The 17,034-nt window shown below is 66.5% G+C and carries 14 protein-coding genes; 7 read left to right on the top strand and 7 right to left on the bottom strand.

Translation table 11 applies throughout. The features are described from left to right. The first annotated feature begins 28 nt into the window (after nt 1-28). A complete protein-coding gene (locus C6Y44_RS07945; RefSeq protein WP_159418783.1) occupies nt 29-382 on the top strand; it encodes a hypothetical protein in 354 nt (117 codons plus the stop codon). Nucleotides 383-553: 171 nt separating this feature from the next. Beyond that, nucleotides 554-1,543, top strand: coding sequence for a rod shape-determining protein (mreB, locus tag C6Y44_RS07940; RefSeq protein WP_159418784.1), 990 nt, complete (start codon nt 554-556; stop codon nt 1,541-1,543). 4 nt (nt 1,544-1,547) lie between these two features. Here mreB and C6Y44_RS07935 read toward each other — a convergent pair whose 3' ends face one another. From C6Y44_RS07935 to C6Y44_RS07925, 3 genes are all read right to left on the bottom strand, one after another. After that, complete coding sequence (locus C6Y44_RS07935) at nt 1,548-4,376, bottom strand: FtsW/RodA/SpoVE family cell cycle protein (protein WP_159418785.1); 2,829 nt, start codon at nt 4,374-4,376, stop codon at nt 1,548-1,550. Continuing rightward, complete coding sequence (locus C6Y44_RS07930; protein ID WP_159418786.1) at nt 4,363-5,463, bottom strand: hypothetical protein; 1,101 nt, start codon at nt 5,461-5,463, stop codon at nt 4,363-4,365. Before C6Y44_RS07930 ends, C6Y44_RS07935 begins: the two co-directional genes overlap by 14 nt. Nucleotides 5,464-5,799: 336 nt before the next feature. Beyond that, nucleotides 5,800-6,537 carry a hypothetical protein gene (locus C6Y44_RS07925; protein ID WP_225623755.1) on the bottom strand — a complete coding sequence of 246 codons (738 nt, stop codon included), beginning with the start codon at nt 6,535-6,537 and terminating at the stop codon, nt 5,800-5,802. A 109-nt stretch (nt 6,538-6,646) separates the two neighbouring features. On the opposite strand from C6Y44_RS07925, the gene C6Y44_RS07920 reads away from it, so the two are divergent. Next, nucleotides 6,647-8,191, top strand: coding sequence for an HD domain-containing phosphohydrolase (locus C6Y44_RS07920; RefSeq protein WP_159418788.1), 1,545 nt, complete (start codon nt 6,647-6,649; stop codon nt 8,189-8,191). 209 nt (nt 8,192-8,400) lie between these two features. Here C6Y44_RS07920 and C6Y44_RS07915 read toward each other — a convergent pair whose 3' ends face one another. The 3 genes from C6Y44_RS07915 to C6Y44_RS07905 all read right to left on the bottom strand — a co-directional run bounded on the left by C6Y44_RS07915 (nt 8,401) and on the right by C6Y44_RS07905 (nt 10,928). Beyond that, nucleotides 8,401-8,766 carry a VOC family protein gene (locus C6Y44_RS07915; protein WP_159418789.1) on the bottom strand — a complete coding sequence of 122 codons (366 nt, stop codon included), beginning with the start codon at nt 8,764-8,766 and terminating at the stop codon, nt 8,401-8,403. Between the two features lie 187 nt (nt 8,767-8,953). Continuing rightward, nucleotides 8,954-9,979: a DUF2235 domain-containing protein gene (locus tag C6Y44_RS07910; protein WP_225623754.1), complete on the bottom strand. Its 1,026-nt coding sequence runs from the start codon at nt 9,977-9,979 to the stop codon at nt 8,954-8,956. 163 nt (nt 9,980-10,142) lie between these two features. Continuing rightward, nucleotides 10,143-10,928, bottom strand: coding sequence for a trypsin-like serine peptidase (locus tag C6Y44_RS07905; RefSeq protein ID WP_192378736.1), 786 nt, complete (start codon nt 10,926-10,928; stop codon nt 10,143-10,145). Between the two features lie 358 nt (nt 10,929-11,286). Between C6Y44_RS07905 and C6Y44_RS07900 the strand changes: the two genes are divergently transcribed. The 3 genes from C6Y44_RS07900 (at nt 11,287) to C6Y44_RS07890 (ending at nt 15,485) form a co-directional block, all read left to right on the top strand. Next, entirely contained in the window at nt 11,287-13,143 is a 1,857-nt protein-coding gene (locus tag C6Y44_RS07900) for a DNA/RNA non-specific endonuclease (protein WP_159418791.1), read from the top strand. 44 nt (nt 13,144-13,187) lie between these two features. After that, nucleotides 13,188-13,508, top strand: a complete 321-nt coding sequence (locus C6Y44_RS07895; RefSeq protein ID WP_159418792.1) for a hypothetical protein — start codon at nt 13,188-13,190, stop codon at nt 13,506-13,508. A gap of 105 nt (nt 13,509-13,613) precedes the next feature. Beyond that, the gene (locus C6Y44_RS07890) at nt 13,614-15,485 is read left to right on the top strand and encodes a M12 family metallopeptidase (protein ID WP_159418793.1); all 1,872 of its coding nucleotides are present in this window, start codon (nt 13,614-13,616) and stop codon (nt 15,483-15,485) included. A gap of 360 nt (nt 15,486-15,845) precedes the next feature. On the opposite strand, the gene C6Y44_RS28390 is transcribed toward C6Y44_RS07890, so the two are convergent. Continuing rightward, complete coding sequence (locus C6Y44_RS28390; protein ID WP_318653675.1) at nt 15,846-16,370, bottom strand: hypothetical protein; 525 nt, start codon at nt 16,368-16,370, stop codon at nt 15,846-15,848. A 12-nt stretch (nt 16,371-16,382) separates the two neighbouring features. On the opposite strand from C6Y44_RS28390, the gene C6Y44_RS28385 reads away from it, so the two are divergent. Beyond that, nucleotides 16,383-16,937, top strand: coding sequence for an HNH endonuclease domain-containing protein (locus C6Y44_RS28385; RefSeq protein WP_318653674.1), 555 nt, complete (start codon nt 16,383-16,385; stop codon nt 16,935-16,937). Nucleotides 16,938-17,034 lie beyond the last annotated feature (97 nt).

Below are 17,034 nucleotides of genomic sequence, written 5' to 3'. Positions count from 1 at the left end.
TCCCGTACCGTGTCTGCGGGAGGTAGACATGACAATTGCCGGTTCGCTCTTCCGTCTCGCAGGTCCCTTCAATTCCATGGTCATGGCAGCCGCCGGCCTACCCGTCATCGGTAACCGGATCCGTAACTATGTCGCACCGATCACGTACACGGGTCGAAAATCCGGCAGGACGATCACGTTACCGATCAGTTACCGACGTTCGGGCGACTCTGTGACGATCGGCGTCGCGATGCCCGACGAGAAGTCCTGGTGGCGCAACTTTCTCGGCGTCGGTGCTCCCATGAGCATCGAGCTCGACGAGGAGGAACGCACCGGCCACGCCGTTGCGACACGCGACGAACGCGGGCGCGTCGAGGTTGTGCTGCAGCTCGATCCCGCCTGATCCGGTCATCCGAGACGAGCGGGGCACCCGACCCCACGGTGCGGCATATCATTCCGGTGAACAACGCGCGTAAGGGAATTCGGCGGCGGTAACCTGAGCGGTACACGACATCATCACGATGCCGCTGGACACCATCCGGAAAATTTCGCTGGGATCCTCTCGGAGGCCGACGTGCGTGGATTCGGTATCGATCTCGGAACAGCCAACACCGTCGTCGGAACTCCCGACGAAGGCATAGTCCTCAACGAACCGTCGCTGATGATGGTTCGGACGAAGGAACCGCGCCGAGCACTCGCGATCGGCAAGGAGGCGAGCGACCTCGTCGACCGCACACCCGGTGGGATCACTCCCGTCCACCCCATACGCGACGGGGTGATCGTCGATCTCGAAACGGCACGGACATTCGTCACGGCCGTGCTCGCCCAGCTCGCGCCGCGCCGCCGCTACGGCATCCGGCCCGTGGGCGTCATCGCAGCTCCCGCCGGGGCCACGCCGCTCGAGCGTCGGGCGCTGCTTGAGGTGGGGCACGAGGCCGGCCTGCGGAAGGTCGGGTTGATTCCCGAGCCGGTCGCCGGTGCCATCGGCTGCGGGATCGACCCGCTCGAGCCCCGGACCCATCTCGTCGTCGACATCGGCGGTGGCACTTCGGAAGTCACAGCTCTCTGCTACGGCGGTGTCCTGTCGCACCGCAGTTGCCGCATCGCCGGGGACGACCTGACGAGCGCGATCCTCCGGTATCTCCGCGCAGAACACCAGATCCTCGTCGGTGAACTCACTGCCGAGCGTGCCAAAGTGGGTGCGCCCGAGACCGCCGACGAACGGTCGCTCGTGGTCGAGGGTCGCGACGCCGCGACCGGCCGCGCGCGTCTGGTGACGCTCGAGACCGAGGAGATCATGGATGCGGTTCGGCCCACCACGACGAGCATCGTGCAGACGCTGTCGAGCTGCCTCGACGACCTGCCGCCGCGCGCGATCAGCGACGTGATGTCCGAAGGCATCCTGGCGATCGGCGGAGGATCGATGCTGCGCGGCGTGCCGCAGCTGCTCGAGGAGGCCTTCGGCCTGCCGGTGAAGACGGCCGAGCGGCCGCTCACCTGCGTCGCCGAGGGCGCGACCTCGTGCATCGAGCACGCCGACGTGATCGCCGCCTACGCCGCCTGACCTGTCAGGGATTCGGCGTCCGGAGCTGCGCGAGGTAACGCTCGAGCAGACCCTTGACGACCGGTCCCGAGGTGGCCGATCCGAAACCACCGCCACGTACCAGCGCCGTCACCACGACCTCCGGCGACTCGGCGGGCACCACCGCGGAGAACCACGCGTTGAGTCCCTTGCCCGGTGCCGACGGATCCTCTGCCGTGCCGGTCTTGGCGGCGGCCGTCACCGGCAAGCTCGCGAGCTGACCGGCGGTGCCGGCCGAAGCCGACGCCCGCATGCCCGCCCGTACCGGTTCGAGCTTGTCCGCGAACGACAACCGGCGCGGCTCCTCGGTGGGAATCGGAACTGCGTCACCGGGTCCGTAGGCAGCTGCGAGCTTCGGGGTCACCATCTGACCCGACGCGATACCCGCCGTCCACCGCGCGACCTGGATCGGCGTGGCCGTGACGGTGCCCTGACCGATACCCATGAGCAGGGTCGAGCCCGGATACCAGGCACCGCCGATACTCTCCACGTTCTCCGGGGTGCCGACGAAACCCGCGGATTCGGCGGGCAGGTCGATCCCCGAGAGAGCACCGGCGCCGAGTTCGGCGGCGGTCTGCGCGATGCGGTGGGGACCGAGAAGATCGGCGAGTTGGTAGAAGTAGACGTTGTCGGACCACTGGATCGCCCCGAGCAAGTTGTTCGGGCCCATCGGCTGCCAGTTGGCGAAGGTGTGACCGCCGTAGGTGTACGCCGCCCCACCCGCCAGGAAGGCGTCCGGGGACAGCACGTCGAACGCGGCGTTCGTCGACGCTGTCACGATCTTGAACGTCGAGCCGGGTGGTACCGCCGTCTGCACCGCGTGATTGAGCATGCGGCCCGGACCCGATGCCGCGGTCTGCGCCGCGATCGCGGCGAGGTCGGCCGGGGGTCCGTAGACGTTGTTGTTGTAGCCGGGAACGCTGGCCAACGCCAGTACCGCACCGGTGCGGGCATCCATCACGACCGCCGCACCGAGGTCGCCGCCGCTGGCGCGCACCGTCTGCGCGAGCGCGTCGGTCGCGGCCTGCTGCATGCCGAGATCGAGGTGCAATCGCAGGTCGTGGCCGCGGATCGGATCCACCCGCTCCCCCGTGCCCACCGGGCGCCCGGACGGGTCGACGTAGACGCACTGCCTGCCGTCGACGCCGCGCAGCAACGCGTCGTACTGCCGCTCGAGCCCCGCCTTGCCGACCCGTGATCCGAGCGCGAGGGTCGGCCACAGCTCCATGTCCTGCTCGTCCGCGATGCCGACGTACCCGAGGAGCGACGCCAGCACCTCTCCGTGCGGGTACTGCCTGCGCCCCGTCGGGTAGACGAGCACCCAGGGCAGCCGAGCGTCCACGATCGCCCGGGCCTGGTCGGGCCCGACGCGTCCGAGCACGACCTGCAGGTCCCCGCCGGTACTGCTCCGCAGTTCCTCGTCGAGCTTCTCCGGGGGCATGCCGAGCAGGGCGGCGAGTTCGTAACGCGCCGACGGGACGCCCTCGGCGAACATCCGGGCGACCACCGCGACGGTGTACTCGGCGACGTTGGTCGCGACGGGAAGGCCGGCTCGGTCGAGGATGTGGCCGCGTTCGGCGGGCAGGCGGATACAGCGCAGCATCTGCGTGTCGCTCGTCGCGCGGAACTCGGTGCCGTGCGCGGTCTGCATCTGCCACGCGAACACCGACATCGCGGCGAGCGAGGCCGTCAGCGTCAGCGCACCCACCGACACGCCTCGCGGCAGGCGGCGCTTCTTGGGTTCGGTCACCCACAGCGGCCGGGTCACGCCGTCGCGGCGCACCGCGAGCACCAATCCGATCGAGACGAATCCGATGATCGAGGCGGTGCCTCCGTAACTGAAGATCGGGATCGGCATGCCGGTGTGCGGCAGCAGCGACAGGCTCTGGGCCACCGACACCACGGTGTGCAGCCCGAACACACCGCCGATGCCCGCTGCGACGAGTGCCGCTTCCCGGGTGCGTGCGACGCGCGCGGCGACCACGGAACGCCACACGATGATCACGACGGCCGCCACCACGGCGATGCCGGCGACCAGGCCCCACCCGTACACCAGGCTCGCGAAGGCCAGATCGTGTTCGGACTCGGGGAGGTACTGGGCCCGCAGGTCGTAGTCCGGTTCGCGCCCGAGCCCCCACCACCCCGCGCTGCCGATCGCGATGTCCGCCTGCCACGCAGCCCAGCCCGATCCCTGCGGGTCGGCGTCGTTCGACAGGAAGACATGGATCCGCTCGAGCTGATACGGACGCAGGAACAACACGGCCATCGGCAACGAGGCGAGCCCGAGCGCGAACAGCGGGAACAACGACCGCAACGGGACTCTCGCCAGGATCAGCATGAGCAGCACGGTCGCCACGAGGACCACGGCGGTCGAGAGGTCGGGTTGCAGCGCCACCAGGGCGATCGGCACCGCCGACACGATCAGGACGCCGACGAGCCTGCCGAGCGTGTATCCGCCGGCCAGTATCGCGGCGGGCACCATGACCAGCGCGAGCTTGGCGATCTCGGAAGGCTGCAGGGTGAACACGCCGAGATCCAGCCAGCGTTGAGCGCCCTTGGTCGCGATGCCCACCAGCGGCACCGCCGCGAGCAGAACCACCGAGGCGGTGAACAGCGCCCACCCGAAACGGCCCAGAGCGGCGATCCGCATGCGCGAGGTCACCCACATCGCACCGAGTCCGACGGCAGCGAGCAGGGCGTGACGCACTGCGAGCGACGACATGCCCGTCGAGATCATGTTGAGCATGCCGAGAGCAACCAGTGCGACGGCCGCCGTGACGAGCCAGGGATCGGATGGGCGCCTATCCGCCGTCACGAGAGCCCCCGGGCACGCAGGCGGCATTCTCGGCGGGAACGTACAACGGCTCGGACGCGGCCGCTGCAGGGACGGTGGTGACCGCGGCGACGGCGAGTGCCGACCCGGGCGGCAGGTCGACGCTGCCGATGCCGTAGGCCTCCGGGCCTCCCGGTGGCACCGGCACAGTGACCTCCCCGCCCGGCAGTGTCACGCCCGTACATCGGTCGTAGACGGTCAGATTCCATGTGACCGCACCGATATTCGCCGCGGGGTCGAGCCCGACGTCGACGCGGACGGTGCACGATTCTCCCGGCTCGCACGGACCGTTCGCGAAGCTCGCGGCGACCCGCGTGATCGGTCCGGCGCTTCCGGGAAGACCGGTGCCGACGGGCCCCGGCACGGGCGCTCCCGGTGCGACGTCGGGCACCGGTGGCGGTGGAGACACCGGATCGATCCGGTCGTCCATCGACGACTCCACCGGGTCGAGAAGTGTGTGCCAGCCCCGATTCAGTTCCGACCACGCCGCGGGGGCCACCCACACCAGCCCGACGAGCGCGATGATCGCGAGCAGCGCCATGACGGTCCGGCGTCGCGGCAGCCGTCGCTTCTTGCGATGCCACACCTTTCCCGCCGGCGGGCGACGACGATTCGGGACGAAGGTCCTCTCTTCCGTCAGGCGCGGCACGTTCGTCCACTCCGCCGTACCGTCCACCGGACGAACAGTTCCCTTCACCACCGAGACGAGCGCGGCGATCTGCGATCGTTTCCTTTCGACCTCCGTTTCGTCGAATTCGGTTGCAGCAGCATAACGAACGCGTCTCGCCAGACCGACGAGATCCGACGACTCGGCGATCGCCGCGTCCATCCTCTCTTCGAGCGCTTCGCTGCGGCAGTTCGTCACGATTCGGCGAAGAAGACCCACCGTCGCGTCGCGCACCTCGCCCCAGGATCGTGCGTTCTTGACACAATCGATGGTGAGCTGACCGCCCTCGGACACCATCACTGCGTCGCCTCGGAGGCGGATCGGATAGCGGCCCCGGGTGTGCGCGAGTTCGAGTTGATCGACCGCATCCGTGACGAGCAGCGCGGCCTGCGCAGGAGTCAAAGTCGCTACGGCAAGCAGTCTTCCGAGTTCTACGCCGCCCCCCGCGTCGTCGTCCGTTCGCGTGGGCGGTCCGGATCGAACCTCGACGGGCTCGTAGTCTCTCGCATGGATTCCCAAGACTGCTTCGATCATCGCACATCCCGAAAACGCCAGGCCTCCCGCAAGTGTCAGCAGACCGGAGCGGGCGGGTGATTTGACCTTGAATTGCCTTTCCCACTTGACGACTCGTTACCGAAATCCATTGTGTGTCATTTGCGCAAGAGTTGCCTCGACTTTCGAACGAAACCTTGTGACACTCCCGTCCCAGAGACTGTTACCCCCGGGAACACCCACCGATCACTCGCCGTCCGCATACACCGTGTCGGGACGTGCCGGGAAGTGACGCCGAGCGTCGAACGGTTCGAGCCAGACCTGCACCGTCGCGAACAGCCCGCGCTGCGGGAGCCGGAAGTCACCCAAGCGGTCCTGCTGGGTCAGTGGACCTTCCGGCCCGAGATCCACTCCACCGACGACAGCGCGCTCGGTGTGCGCGGCCCACAGCTGCCGCGGGTTGGCCCGGAACCACTGCCCGTTCGGCAGGTGCCCACCGAGCCGCATCCGGCCGGCGCCGAGCACCGGTCCGGCGACGCGACCCATCGCAGCCAGCACCGTCGGGCTGCGCCAGAGGGCGTCGGGCATCAGACTGCCCGCCGCGTTCATGAGGGTGGTCGCCGGCGACGTCGTCATCCGGAGATCCCACTCCAGTTCGCCACCGACCGTCACGTGCAGGTCGGCCGGTCCGGTCCACTCGGCGCGCACGTCGGTCTGCTCGGTACGGCTCAGCGCGCGACCGAGATAGCGCGGGCAGCTCAGCTCGGCGGGCACGTCGCTGTAGACAGTCCACGTGCCGACCGGGTTGCGGTGCCACACGGACGTGAAGCCGTCGCCGATGCTGTTGATCGGGAATCTGCGCAGCGCGAGATAGTGGCCGCTTGCAAACGGCGCGCCGATCACGGCGTAGCCGGCGAAACGCTCTCCGGAAACCCGGGGCAGTTCGCAGGACTGCTGGGCGGCTTCGTGCGGGGTGATGGTCATGTCGTCCTCCTCGATTGCGGGTACTTCGATCCTGTGCTCGCCGCGTCCGCACGTCATGAGGCCGCTGCCTCATCTTTCGGACCGGGCATCGTGCGAGGACACTGATTCCATGACGTCCACGGGTGACGGTCCGCGACGGGCGGAACTGGTCGCCGCGTTGTCCCTCGCTATCGATCTGGGTCTCGGTCAGCCGATGGAGCACATGCTGCGTTCCGCAGTGATCGCCACGCGCATCGCCGACCGGATGGGGCTGAGCGGCGACCAGCGGGACGTCGTCTTCTACGCCAACCTGGTGGCCTGGATCGGGTGCCACGCGGACTCCCATGAACTGGCACGGATGTTCGGCGACGACATCGCGTTCCGCGCGGACACGTACGCGGTGGACATGACGGGACTCCCCTTCTTCCGCATGCTGATGGGCCACAGTGGGCGGGGACTGCCGTACGCGGAGCGCTTCCTCCACGCCACGTCCTTCTTGTTCACGGCGCGCCGGCAGGTGTCCGAGCTCATCCGGTCCCACTGCGGGTCCGCGAGTGTTCTCTCCGATCGCGTCGGGCTGGACCCTCGGGTGAGCGGGATGCTGACCTTCACCTTCGAGCGCTGGGACGGCGCGGGGCTACCCACGGGCGTTCGCGGTGATGAGATTCCCGTCGAGATGCAGATCGTGCAGCTGGCCGACGTCGCCGAGGTCTATGTGCGTCTCGGTGGGCCAGCGCAGGCGGTCGCTGTCGCTCGTGCGCGAAGCGGAACCCAGTTCGGTCCTCGTGTGGTGCAGGTGTTCGTCGACGACGTCGACGCCATCACGGCGGGTGTCCTCGAACATGACGCATGGTCGGCGGCGCTCGCCCAGGCGTCCGATCGTGACTACATCCTGAGCAGACCCGAACTGGACGAGATGCTGCGCGCAATGGCGGATTTCGTCGACCTGAAATGTCCTTACCTGTTGGGGCATTCGAGACGCGTGGCGGATCTGGCGGCGGCCGCGGGCCGGCATCGCGGACTTCCGGTCGCCGAGGTCGAACTCCTCTACCGCGCGGGTCTCGTGCACGGACTGGGACGGATGGGTGTGCCCAATCAGATCTGGGAGAAGGTCGGTCCGCTCACCACCGCGGAATGGGAGCGGGTCCGCTTGTATCCGTATCTGACCGGACGGATCCTCAGCCGCGTCGGAGGGTTGGAACCCGTCGTCGCCGTCGCAGTGACGCACCGCGAGCGGCTCGACGGCTCCGGATATCCCGGCGGACTCCGAGCTGCCGACCTGGGCGTGACGGCGCGGATCCTCGCCGCCGCGGAGTCCTACCAGCGGCTACGAGAAGCTAGACCGCACCGCAAAGCATTGACGGCGGAGGCCGCGGCGGCCCGGATGTGCCACGATGCGCAGGCCGGTCGACTCGACACCGAAGCGGTCGAGGCCGTACTGCTCGCGGCCGGGCACCCGACGAAGCGACGCGCGCCCTGGCCTGCGGGACTGACGGGTCGCGAGGTGGAGATCCTCAGACTCGTCGCTCTGGGCTATTCGAACCGGCAGATCGCCGACGAGCTGGGCATCGCGCACAAGACGACCCGCAACCACGTCGAGCACGTGTACACCAAGCTCGACGTCCACAACCGCACGCAGGCAGGGCTCGCCGCCATCGACCTCGGCCTGAGCTGATTAATGTGGATCTGCCCCCGCTTTCCGGGGTCGAACCCACACAAATCAGTGTCCGCACCAGACGATGCGCCAGATGTATGCCGACGTACTACAGGACTGGGTACTTCCTCGCCTCCGCACGCGACGGCGCGACGAGCCGGACGATCTGGTGTTCTCGACCGATATATACGCCGTCGAGAACACCGGATCGGAACGGCGTCCTCGTCCCCTTACCGCGGGTCGTCGGAGTGGCTGACGATATTGACGACCGTGCCGTCCGGTGCGCGCACGAAGAACCGCCGCACTCCCCACGGCTCCGTCGTCAGCGGATACACGATCTCGAACCCCCGACGCTGCGCTTCCTCGTAGGCCGCCTCCACCTCGTCGCCGACGTGGACGGAGATCGCCGAGTCCACGGGAGCTGACTCGTCGCCGCTGACCAACTGGACGACGGCACGACCATCGGGAGTGGTGAACCGCGCGACCCACCCGAGGTTCATCTCTTCGACGCTCAGCCCCAGATAGTCCGCGTAGAAACTCCGCGCCTCCCCGATGTCCGGGACGTTGATATTCGTGGTGATGCCGGTCGGACGCATGCGGTTCACTCCTTCGACGATCTTGGTGGGTCAGACCCCACTCAGCGGGGCTGACTCCACCCGAATCGGGGCGATGGGCCATCTCGAATTCGAGTACACCACTACTCGCGCCTCGCGGGTTCGATCGCGCCAGACTCGTGTGAACACCGAGTTTCCCGTCGTCGATATCGATGCCGGCGGAGACCGGTTAGATGCGAACCACCGAGGCGAGCCGGTACGACGCCGACAGTCGCCGCGGATTGTTGTCCATGGTCAGCGGAGGTGAGTATCGGGAGTTCATGGTCACCCGGAAGACCACCGAGTCGGCCACGCGCGCGTCGCTCCCGACCGTTCGGCGACGAGGAAAGCCCCACAGTGGATTCCACGACTCGTTGACCGGACCGAGTGCCGCAGTGCAGTCCAGCAGGAGCGCGGGATAGGTCGACGCGACAACCGGATCGATCTCGACACCGTGCCTCTCTGCGTTCGACAACATCCATGCCAGGCTGATGTCGGCCAGCGAGGTCGTCGGGAAGCCACCTCCGACGTCGCAGTGCACTCCCGCAAACCAGACCTGTTCGATGGTCTGCCCGTCCGCCGCTGGACCTTCCCAGAGGGTCGGCGGGAACTGTCGACGCCGCTCGTCGAGTGACAGCGCGTGGTAGCCGGCCTTGACGTCCCGATGGAGCCGGGTGTCCAGGAAGCCGTAGTCCTTCTGGTCGAGCCGGCCGAAGAGTGCGCCCGGGATTCCGAGTGTTCCGACCGTGTCCCACACGCCGATCATCTCGATGTGCCCGTCGACCATGCGGGTTCCGCCGGAAGGTCCGACCCACTTCTTGTCTTCGGGTGTCCGGTTGCGGTAGGCGCGGAAAGCCTGCTCGACGAGGCGACCGGTGGGTCGGCGGGACGGCAGACCGCAGTAGGCGATCATTCCGCCGAGGCTCCGCGCGGTGTACGCGCCGCGGCTGAAGCCGATGAGGAAGAGACGGTCGCCTTCCTCGAAGACGTCGGCGATACGTCCGTAACCTTCCCGTACGTTCTCGATGAGGCCCCGCCCGAAGGCGCCGCCCCGCAAGCGCGAGAGCAGGTTCCCTTCCGTACCCACTCCGGGGTCGTAGATCTTGACCTGGGTGGGGGTCGACGCGAGCGCTTCGTGGAAACGGTGCACGTTCGTGTTCGTCCGCTTCCCCGAGTTCCAGGTTCCGTCAGCGCAATAGATGATGTTCTTCGGCATGTCGATTCGTCCTTGCCGCATCGGTTCGAAGCTGGTGCAACGATCGTCACGCGGCAGGGTGCGACAGGCACGAGTAGTGCGCTACGCGAATGTCGTCGCCCTCATTCGGAACAGGGAGAGTGCACTTCCATCGCACGATGCATATGCGGGGGCCATCCGGATCTCAGAGCGAGTCGGGGCGAAGTTCCACCGCCACTTCCACCGAGTCCTCAGGGTTCGACACGTCCGCAGTGAGATGCGCCGGTCGGTACTCATCCGCGTAGATCATCAGTGCATACGGCCCTCGATAAGGTGTGTCGACGGCGAATTGCCCGTCGGCGCCGGAAAGGATGGCGATGTCGGGCATCGGCCCCGGTCCCATCTCCACCATCACGCGGGCGAACGGGACCGGGACACCAGCAGACTGGACAACTCCTCGGATCACTGCTGCACCAACGACAACCGAACCGTAAGGCAGAGACGTGCCGTTCCGTCCCGGCATCACCGTCACCGACCGTACCCACCCGCGACTGGGGCCGGTGCCCTGAACGAAGACGCAATGGCCGGCCGTGATGACGGTACGCGGACCGATGAAGAATCCCGTGCCGGAAGCGAAAGACCCGTCCGCCATCTGGATCAGCAGTGACGCGTGGACCCGCCAGGGGTACACCGCAGTGTCGACGATCCGGACCCGGTCGTCCGTCCCGATCACGGACTCGGGAGACGGCTGGCCTTGCTCTGCCGGACCGAAGGTCGCTTCCGCGGCGTCCGGCAATTGCCGGCGCAGCAGCTCTTCCAGTGTGGTGCCCAGGGGTTGTGGGGTTCCCGCATAGTCGGTGAGCACCTCTACGCCGGACAAGGTCCGATCGATCACTCCCGAATCGGATCCGGTGGATGGGGGTGATTGCTCGAGTACCGTCTCGGCGGCGACGAGATCCAGTGGCGAGGTCTCTTCCGCAGCATCGGTCACGACGACGGCACCGTTGAATGTAAGGGTCATTGTTCTTCCTTCCGAATTCGACCGAGAGTGTCACTCGGACTCGTGTCGAGGATGGAAGCGGACAGCGCCGACCGCACGAGTGCCCTACTACGCGGATTCGGGTGGCCGAGGGGTTGCCGAATCGAGTAGAGGTCGCGAGGTCGGATCCTGCTGTCGTACTCGGGCAATCGTCCGAGTACGGAATCACCGTGCTCCCGTGTGCGGGTGGCGTCGCCCAGTCATTTCGGGTAGCGCCCTACTCGTGTAGTCCCCAGGAATCACCGCGACGATTGTGGCGTGCCGACGGCGCCACCCTCCATTTCAGCGCCGTGTTGAAAGGGGATTCAGGATGCCTGCAAAGAATCGCGGAAACGGACGCACGCCCCGCCCACGAAAGGACGACCTCGCCATCGCTCTGCGGAAGTTCATCCGCACCAAGGGCGCCGACTACCTCGACGATCCGAACGTCTCGTCCGTCGGCGTCGGATACAAGCATGTGGACGGCCAACCGACCGGCGAACTCGCAGTGCAGTTCACGGTGAACGAGAAGGTATCGGAGCCCGAGGCTCTCGAAGCATTGGGTACCTCCCCACTTCCCGAGAGCATCACCGTGAACGGTGTGGAGGTTCCGACCGATGTGATCGAGAGGTCGTACGAACCCGCATTCCATCGCGTCCCGGAAGCAGCGACGCCGCCCCGGAAGACGCGACTGGATCCGATCGTCCCGGGTGTGAGCGTCGGGCACACGAGTGTCAGTGCCGGGACGATCGGATGCGTCGTCTACGACGTCGACAACCACACCCCGTACATGCTCAGCAACTGGCACGTGCTTCACAACGCGACGGGTCGGGTGGGCGACACGATCGTCCAGCCCGGCCCGCACGACGACAACCGCATCAACGCTAATCGGGTGGGACGACTCGCGCGGTCGCATCTGGGGCCGGCCGGGGACTGTGCCGTGGCGACGATCGAGGATCGGCAGTTCGATCCGGAGATCCGTGGGCTCGGCGTCGTCCCGGACGCTATCGGGGAACCCGAGCTCGGCGACAAGGTGATCAAGAGCGGTCGCACCACCGGCATCACCCACGGTCTGGTGCGTCGTGTCGATGTGATCGCCAAGATCACGTATCGAGGGGTCGGCACGAAGTCCATCGGTGGGTTCGAGATCGGACCCGACCCGAAGCACCCGGCAGCCGACGGTGAGATCAGCAGCGGTGGCGACTCGGGAGCGGCGTGGATGTTCCGGTCCGGAACCGGCGCGGCGACCACCGTCCTGGCCGGGCTGCACTTCGCCGGGGAGGCCAACGGTAGCTCCGACGAGCACGCGTTGGCGTGCCTCCCGCAGTCCGTCTTCGAGAAGCTGGGTGTGACCCTCACCCCGCCCGCGTCGGAAGAGGCGGTCGCGGCCGTCGGTTACGACCCGAACTTCCTGTCGACGCCCGTCCCACTTCCCGACGTGACGGCCGAGGTGAAGCCCGACATCGCGAAGGCGAACGACGGGTCCGAGGTGCTGCACTACACGCACTTCTCGCTGACGATGCGGAAGTCGCGCCGGTTCGCGGCCTGGGTGGCGTGGAACATCGACGGCGGATCCATGAAGAAACTCAGCCGCAAGAACATCGACTTCGTGAAGGATCCACGGCTGGCAGCGGACGCCCAGGTCGGCAACGAGCTGTATCGATCGAACCGACTCGATCGCGGGCACCTCGCACGACGGGCCGACCTGCTGTGGGGCAGCACGAGCGAGGCGAAGAAGGCGAACACCGACTCGTTCTTCTACACCAACATCACCCCGCAGATGGACGACTTCAACCAGAGCGCCCGCGACGGGATCTGGGGCAGGCTCGAAGACGCGGTCTTCGCTGATGTGGACGTCGACGATCTGAAGGTATCGGCGTTCGGCGGCCCGGTGTTCGCGGACGACGACCGCGAGTTCAGACGGGTGAAGATCCCCCGCGAGTTCTGGAAGGTGCTCGTGTTCGTGGAGAACGGCGAGCTCAAGGCCAGAGGCTTCCTGCTGAGCCAGAACCTCGACCAACTCGAGGTGCTCGACCTCGACGAGTTCCGGGTCTTCCAGGTGCCGTTGACCGAGATCGAACAGCGCGCACTGCTGCGGTTCCCGCAGACGTTGCGTGATGCGGATCTGCAGGTCGCGGCGGAGGCGATCACCGAACCACTGGATTCGGTGGCAGCCATCCATTGGTGACGACTCAGCCGATGTGAGGACGCGTGAGGCATGTCCGCGGAGTCGTGACGATTCCGACCGATGCACCCAACACGACGGCGCGGGTCGTGGTGGAGGTCAGGGACGTGTCGTACACGGACGGGACTGCGCCGGTGCTGGCGAGTATCGCGATGGAAGGCATTCCAGTACGGCCCGGCGGACGTATCCCCTTCGTACTCGATGCACCGGAAGTGCCTGCTGCAACCGCACTGTCGTTGCGTTGCCACGTCGACATCGTCGGTGACGGGATGGTCGCGATCGGCGACCTGCTGTCGACCCGGTCGATACCGGTGCCTGTGACCGGTGACGCCGGTCCGCTCACAGCGCCGGTCGACGTGGTCACCTGACGACTCTGCCATCACAACCTCTGCGGGAGAAGGCCATCGGATCCCGTACCGAACGAATCGACTCCCGACCGGGACGGTTCGCACCCCACGAAAGGAACACATCCCATGTCCATCGACGAAGCACCACTCACCCACGCCGAGGACTACGGCGACACCGGCGAATACCGATCGGGGCCGGTCGCCGGCACGGCCGTCGTCCATACCGCCGACGGTGATCGGGAAGTTCAATACGCCGATGTGGACGGCCTGGCCGTGTTCGAAGGCGACATCGTGCTGGGTACGGTCGAGGAGGTCGCAGCCCAGGCCGGTCCCGAGGGGATCGGCATCACGGGAGCTCACCTGCGCTGGCCGAACGCGACCGTCCCGTTCGAGGTCGACCCCGCATTCCCCAACGCCCAGCGCATCACGGACGCCGTGGCGCACTGGACCGCCAACACCCGAATACGGTTCATCGCACGTGCGGGGCACGCGAACTACGTGCGATTCCGTCCGAGCACAGCGAGCCGGTCACCGGTCGGTATGCGCGGTGGTCGTCAGGACATCGAGATCGCTGCCAATGCTCCTGTCGGCACCGTCGTCCACGAGATGGCCCACGCGTTGGGTTTGTGGCACGAGCAGAGCCGGGAGGACCGCAACAATCTGGTCGAGATCCGTTTCTCGAACATCGATCCCGCGAGTGCGCACAATTTCGACCAGCACATCACGGATGGCGACGACATCGGTGCCTACGACTTCGGATCCGTCATGCACTATTCGGCGACAGCGTTCAGCACCAATGGGCAACCCACTATCGTGCCGCGAGTCCCACTGCCGCCCGGCGTGGTGATGGGGCAACGGAACGGCCTGTCGCGCGGCGACATCACCGCGGTGCACACGCTGTATCCGGATTGGTCGGGCATCGGTGACCGATGGCGCAACATCGGAGGCGTCTTCCCGCCAGGAGCACCGCTGTCCGTCACATCACGTGGTGCCGGCAATCTCGACGCGTTCATCACGGGCAACGACGGTCGCGTCTATACGTCGTGGTGGTACCAGGGCAACGACTGGTCGGGTATCGGCGATCGATGGCGCAACATCGGTGGCGTCTTCCCCAAGGGCGCGCCCGTCACCGCGATCGCCAAGTCGTCGAACAGCATCGACCTGTTCGTCACCGGCAACGACGGACGCGTCTACACGTCCTGGTGGTACTACGGCAGCGACTGGTCGGGCCTCGGCGACCGCTGGCGCTCCATCGGTGGGTTTTTCCCTCCGGGCGCTCCCATCTCGGTCACCTCGCGCAGCCCCGGCAATCTCGATCTGTTCGTCACCGGCAACGACGGCCGCGTCTACACCTCCTGGTGGTACCAGGGCGGCGACTGGTCCGGCATCAACAACAACTGGCGCAACATCGGCGGCGTGTTCCCGAAGGGCGCACCGGTCACCGCAATCACCAAGTCGTCGAACAGCATCGACCTGTTCATCACCGGCAACGACGGTCGCGTATACACCTCCTGGTGGTACCAGGGCGGCGACTGGTCCGGCATCGGCGACCGCTGGCGTTCCATCGGTGGCTTCTTCCCTCCGGGCGCCCCTGTCGCAGTCACGTCGCGCAGCGCCGGCAACCTCGACGCGTTCATCACGGGAAACGACGGCCGCGTCTACACCTCCTGGTGGTACCAAGGCGGCGACTGGTCGGGCCTCAACAACACGTGGCGGAACATCGGCGGTGTCTTCCCGAGGGGTGCGCCGGTGAGTGCGGTTGCCAAGTCCCGCGACAGCATCGACCTCTTCATCTGCGGAAATGATGGTCGTGTCTACACGTCGTGGTGGTACCAGGGTGGTGATTGGTCGGGCATCGGCGACCGCTGGCGCAACATCGGCGGAGTTTTCCCGGCCGGTCGTAAGGTAACCGCGATCGCGCGTGGTCCTAAGAATCTCGACGCGGTCATCTGCGGCAACGACGGCCGCATGTACACGTCGTGGTGGAAGGGGTCGTAGTCCAGAAGGCCCGACGCCTGCCTCCGGGCCGCCGGCGCCCGTGCAACTCTCGCGCGCTGAACCGAGGCTCGCCCTGCGTGTAGTGCGGGCAAACCCCGGTTCAGCGCGCGAGGAAGCCCACTGCACTCCCCTATCGTCTACATATCGAATTCGGGTTCGAGTTCGATCATTGCGGGCCGCTCGTCGTCCCTGTCTCCATTCGGATCCGCCCCACAAACAGTGGCCAAACGTCACGATGCTGCTCGCCCATGCTTGAGCCGAGCAATAGATCGCTCTCACGTCGCAGGACATCTTCGATGAACGATTCGGATTGACAGAAGAACCGCATCGACCGAGCGCTCTCACCGCACGACCTCCGGTTCAGAATTCGTAGCGCGAAAGCCTCACGGCTCGAGCGGCGGATATTGTGCCGGGATGAGCTACGCGGCACTTGATCCTCTCGACGTCGCCGGCCGCGTCGTGCAGCTCCTCGAAGCCGGTCGCCGCAATTCCACGTACAAACTCGCGACCGTCATGGCGCTCGTGGATATCTGTGTCGAGAACACCGCTGCTCCCGACGGGAGTCTCACCGTTCCGATCGACGAGATCGCGCACCGGATCATCGGCTATTACTGGAATCAGGTTCGGTCGTTCCACCGCCACGGACGACTCGTTCAGGTCCGGCGCGGACGTTCGATCCCGGATCGCGTCGCAGAGGTCCGAGACATCCTGATATCCGATGGGCTTCGCACCGCGGAGACAGCTCGGGAGTCCGCCCATCCGGTCTATCGACGACTCGTTCGCTCCGTGCGGCTGACGATCGCGCAACAACCTCTCACGCATCTTCAGACCGTCCCCCACAGCGCTGCCCGCGACGAGTTCCTGTACGACGCGGGGGGCTTTCACAAGAAGATGACCGTGAGTGACGTCGACCGGATCGCCGTCATCGTGCTGCGCCCAGGTGTGCCCGAGGGGCTTCGCCGCACATCCGTGCTGCTCAGAACCTTCGTCCGCTCCGTATGGGCGCACGATGTCATCGATCTCAACCGCGCCGAACTCGATGCCGAGGACGTCGACGGCTTTCTCTTCGGCACCGACCGCACCGCGCTGCGTGCTCTCGTCGACCCGCTCCGTGACCTGCAGTCGGGTCGCTGCTTCTACTGCGACGGTCGTCTGCAATCCGAAGTCCACATCGATCACGTGGTGCCGTGGTCGATAATCCCCATCGACGGTGTTGCCAACCTGGTAGCAACCGACGCGCGATGCAACCTCGACAAGTCGGCCAGCATCCCAGTGCAGGACCATGTGACGCGAGCCCTGGAACGACAATTCTTGGCCGACGTTTCCAGCCTCACCCGGATCCCGGTTCTGCACAAGCGGACGGCGTCGGCCGCTCACGGCGTCTACGCGGCCTTGCCTGCCGGCTCGTTGCTGTGGAGATCGTCCGGTACGTACCAGCCGCACTCGCCCTGAACGAGTTGCGGCAACCCTCACCGATATAGTTCTGTCTGCGGCCCGACGGACTTCCGCTGCGATGAGCAGCTACGGACATGCCCCCACCCGCACGAGT

It is taken from the genome of Rhodococcus rhodochrous, from assembly GCF_014854695.1.
Taxonomy (GTDB): Bacteria; Actinomycetota; Actinomycetes; order Mycobacteriales; family Mycobacteriaceae; genus Rhodococcus.
The sequence above is the reverse complement of the archived record's forward strand: the minus strand, read 5'-3'. Positions and strand labels throughout refer to the sequence as shown.

Bases quoted from the DNA above. Each gene is read 5' to 3' on its own strand.
- C6Y44_RS07915 (WP_159418789.1), bottom strand. From the start codon at position 8,766: ATGCGTCCGACCGGCATCACCACGAATATCAACGTCCCGGACATCGGG.
- C6Y44_RS07890 (WP_159418793.1), top strand. From the start codon at position 13,614: ATGTCCATCGACGAAGCACCACTCACCCACGCCGAGGACTACGGCGAC.
- C6Y44_RS07925 (WP_225623755.1), bottom strand. From the start codon at position 6,537: ATGACCATCACCCCGCACGAAGCCGCCCAGCAGTCCTGCGAACTGCCC.
- C6Y44_RS07920 (WP_159418788.1), top strand. From the start codon at position 6,647: ATGACGTCCACGGGTGACGGTCCGCGACGGGCGGAACTGGTCGCCGCG.
- C6Y44_RS07900 (WP_159418791.1), top strand. From the start codon at position 11,287: ATGCCTGCAAAGAATCGCGGAAACGGACGCACGCCCCGCCCACGAAAG.
- C6Y44_RS07945 (WP_159418783.1), top strand. From the start codon at position 29: ATGACAATTGCCGGTTCGCTCTTCCGTCTCGCAGGTCCCTTCAATTCC.
- C6Y44_RS07910 (WP_225623754.1), bottom strand. From the start codon at position 9,979: ATGCCGAAGAACATCATCTATTGCGCTGACGGAACCTGGAACTCGGGG.